The organism is Streptococcus sp. KR (assembly GCF_002238115.1).
GTDB lineage: Bacteria > Bacillota > Bacilli > Lactobacillales > Streptococcaceae > Streptococcus.
The window spans coordinates 1-3,415 of record NZ_NGVM01000043.1 but is presented as its reverse complement, the minus strand read 5'-3'; the positions used below and the strand labels follow the sequence as shown (position 1 = coordinate 3,415).

Annotated in this window: 5 protein-coding genes and 1 pseudogene; all 6 read left to right on the top strand. The window is 40.8% G+C overall.

What is annotated here, in order from left to right:
• A partial coding sequence (locus CBI42_RS10495) for a thiopurine S-methyltransferase (protein WP_094753946.1) occupies positions 1 to 197 on the top strand: 197 nt, incomplete at its 5' end.
• Positions 198 to 220: 23 nt separating this feature from the next.
• Positions 221 to 355 (top strand): hypothetical protein, encoded by a 135-nt coding sequence (locus tag CBI42_RS13330; protein ID WP_256963771.1) that lies wholly within the window; start codon positions 221 to 223, stop codon positions 353 to 355.
• Positions 356 to 357: 2 nt separating this feature from the next.
• Positions 358 to 573 carry a helix-turn-helix transcriptional regulator gene (locus CBI42_RS10490; protein ID WP_020901884.1) on the top strand — a complete coding sequence of 72 codons (216 nt, stop codon included), beginning with the start codon at positions 358 to 360 and terminating at the stop codon, positions 571 to 573.
• Positions 574 to 862: 289 nt separating this feature from the next.
• Entirely contained in the window at positions 863 to 1,165 is a 303-nt protein-coding gene (locus tag CBI42_RS10485; RefSeq protein WP_000128978.1) for a hypothetical protein, read from the top strand.
• An 18-nt stretch (positions 1,166 to 1,183) separates the two neighbouring features.
• The gene (locus CBI42_RS10480; protein ID WP_094753945.1) at positions 1,184 to 2,038 is read left to right on the top strand and encodes an LPXTG cell wall anchor domain-containing protein; all 855 of its coding nucleotides are present in this window, start codon (positions 1,184 to 1,186) and stop codon (positions 2,036 to 2,038) included.
• A 26-nt stretch (positions 2,039 to 2,064) separates the two neighbouring features.
• Positions 2,065 to 3,415: pseudogene (locus CBI42_RS10475) on the top strand (SspB-related isopeptide-forming adhesin); the annotation flags it as partial.

Below are 3,415 nucleotides of genomic sequence, written 5' to 3'. Positions count from 1 at the left end.
TTCAAGAGATTGAAATGATTGTAGAGTATTTTGATAAAACGGTAGACAGTATTTCTGTCACTTCCAACTTGGAGGAACTAGAAAAATTGGTATCAAGTTCATTTGGAACAGGAGCAAGTATGAATTTTACATCAGCAACTCCGCCGTTTTCTATCAATCCTCGATGGGTGAAGAAGATAACTTATCGGACAAAATAAGGAACAATATCAGGAGGATAGTAATGTTTAAACTAGTCACAATGGCTTTATTCTTGCTCTTAGTTTATGGAATAGGGGTTGTCATGCTGGAGCTGAAGAATGCACCTCTGATGGATGATGAAATACTATCAAGTCTAAATAATGAAGGAGACAAGTAGATGTGAGGAAACAAACACAAAATCGTATCAGAGAATTACGAAAGCAGTCTAGACTGTCTCAGCAAGCCTTGGCTGATCAGATAGGTGTTTTTCGTAACACCATATCGAACTGGGAAACAGGATATAGTCAGATAAGTCTTGAAAATGCTAAAAAAGTAGCAGAATACTTTGGGGTAACTATTGACTACCTGTTAGGTTCAGAATCGGACCAAACCTAGTACAGATAAATCTATATTGACCGAGAAGTCATTAAACTACAGACCTTTGAAAACTGAATACAAGGCTTGCCCTGATACAGCGTGGCTATGGATAAAAAAGAAACGGGGGCGAGTAGCAAACTAGAAAAGGATATCTAGTCCAGCCACTGAACGAAAAAGCATGATAATGATCATAAGCTGAAGGAGTAAGGGTTCCTAGACTATAAACCCAGCGCATGAAATACCGATGTAAAAATACGTTTTTACACAGCACGGCGTTATTTCGCCTTTCAACTTCAAGGAGAAATCTATGACAGATGAAATAACCGTCCGCCTAAAGGACTTAAAAAACTTAGGAAAACAAGGAGGTGCGACAGCTCGCTTAGAGGACGGCACAGACCTTATTCTGAAGCCAGACTATGCAGTCAAACAGGCTAGAGGATACGTAGACGGTCTTTTAAGGGATGTTGAATTTCATTTGCCTTATAAAAAGGTTTATGATCAAATTCGCACTATTAAGAGAGATGCTCAAGTTATAGCTCGAAAAGTTAAGACACCATCAGGAATGGAGCTTCGTTTAACTGGAAAAGGTTATAACCCGAAAAATAAATAAAGAAAAGGAAAAATCAAAATGAACAAGAAACAAGTATTAGCTGCACTAGCACTTTCAACTATCGCACTTGCACAAGCTGGTTATGTATCAGCAGACGAACTTGCACCAATTGATTCTTCAGCACCAACAACAGAAGTAGTTACGCCAACAGCACCTAGCACTTCAACAGAAACAGAGGCTCCAGCAGTTCAGCCAACAGCACCTAGCGCTTCAACAGAAACAGAAGCTCCAGCAGTTCAGCCAACAGAGCCTTCAGTTACTCCAGTTGATCCAACAGCTCCCTCAGACAAGGATAACGCAGGAAGTCTTGACGGAGTGCCAGCTGATAAACCAGCACCTTCAGATAAGGCGCAAGACAAGGATAATGCAGGTAGTCTCGATGGTGTACCAACACCATCAGATAAACCACAAGACAAAGACAACGCAGGAAGTCTTGACGGAGTGACAACTGATAAACCAGCACCTTCAGACAAGCCACAGGACAAGGATAATGCAGGTAGCCTTGATGGAGTCCCAGCTGAAAAGCCAAAAACAACAGATGAGGCGAATGAGCAAGGAAAATCACAAATTGGGACTACTTCAAACGCAACAGGTCAAGTGGTTCATGATCTGATAAAAGTTCCTGTTGAAACAAATACAGGAGCATCAATTGTTAGCACCCAAGGCGGAAACGTAGTTCTTTCAGATGGTTCAGTGGTTGCTCCTGAAGAGGTCGGAGGTACTGTCAATGAAGATAAGACTATCTCTGTTACAGACAAAGATGGTAAGCTCAAAACCCTTCCAAACACAGGAACGGCAGAAAGCATTCTAGGTACTATTGGGGCTATGTTGTTGACAGCAGTTGGTTACTTCTACAAGAAGAAAATGTTTTAAGGTGAAATTGAAAGGGAAACAATTAAATGACAGAAAAAACACAAGGACACGGATATTTCCGTAAGAAAAAATGGGCTAAAGGTTTAGTATCAGGAATTGCAGTTGCAGGTATTGTAGCCTTCTCTGCAGGTTCTGTATTGGCGGATGAAGCAGTCCAGCCTGAAAGTAGAAACGACAACAACGCTTACGCTACACAAGCTGGTAAAACAACAGGAAGCCAGTCGGTAGCGATTGATAATAGAGTAGTTACTAAGGCAGCTGGAAAAGCAAAAGAAGCAGGAGTGAATGTTTCTGAGACTCAATCAGTTGATAAGGGAACAGATACTACTACAACAAAACTGGAACAGTCTAAGTCTGAGATTAAACAAGACCAGGACAAGCAGATCAAGGCACTTGAAGAAACGACTGCAAAACAAGTTCAAAACAATGAAGCCTTCAAGGAAGTGCAGGAAGCTATTCACGCTAACAATAAATTTGTAGCTGATGAAAAAGCCAAACATGAAGGGGCAACAACTGTCACTGTAACGAATGACGGTTCGACTGCCACAGATGGTTCAGCAGACCAAAACAAGAAAGCTACTCAAACAGCTAAACAGGTCTTGTCAGATAACCAACAAGCAGTAACAAAATACCTGGGTGAAAAAGCTAAGTATGATGCTACTGTTAAGCAAGCTAATACTTTAAACAAAGCGGTAGAAAGCGCATCTGAACAGCTGAAGAAAGAAAAAGTTGATGTTAATGTCGTTACACGTACTGTTTCTTCAGTCAAAGAAGTAGAGGCGCTACAAAAGAAAAATGATCAGGCTATTACAGCTGCAAAAGGAAAAGTTGAGCTTAACAAAGCGATTATGGCTGCCTACACAGAGAAGAAGAATGCTAGTGATCAAGTCAATCAAGATGCTGATCGCAAATCAACCGAACTGAAAAATACTGGAGTGCTTCTAACTTCTAAAACACAGGAAGTTTCTTCAGCTGATGAAGCGAAGCGAATTGGGAAACAAAACCAAGCAGCTTATGACAAAGCTAAGAAAGCACAAGCAGACTGGCAGAAGAAATACAATGAACTTCAAGCTAAAACAAGTACGGAAGGGTACACAAAAGAGGTTGTCTTACAGGCTCTCAGTCTAGCATCAGCTAATCCTGAAGCAACAGTGAAGTCATCTGCTTCAGGTTCAACAGTAGTAACGACAGGTTATATTGCTTCCTCAAGTGGTTCTTCAGGATATGGTCGTATTCTTGACTCGACTAAGGTCTTGAAATATAAGGATGTTGGCACTGGATGGAAAACAGAAATTGACTACACTAATCTGAAAGGTTTGACTGTTTCAACTGCAGATGGTAAAAAGCATGATATTTCTCGTATCCATCGAAAATTCG

Excerpts from the sequence above, each read along its gene's own strand:
- CBI42_RS13330 (WP_256963771.1), top strand. The coding sequence starts at position 221 with ATGTTTAAACTAGTCACAATGGCTTTATTCTTGCTCTTAGTTTATGGA.
- CBI42_RS10485 (WP_000128978.1), top strand. The coding sequence starts at position 863 with ATGACAGATGAAATAACCGTCCGCCTAAAGGACTTAAAAAACTTAGGA.
- CBI42_RS10480 (WP_094753945.1), top strand. The coding sequence starts at position 1,184 with ATGAACAAGAAACAAGTATTAGCTGCACTAGCACTTTCAACTATCGCA.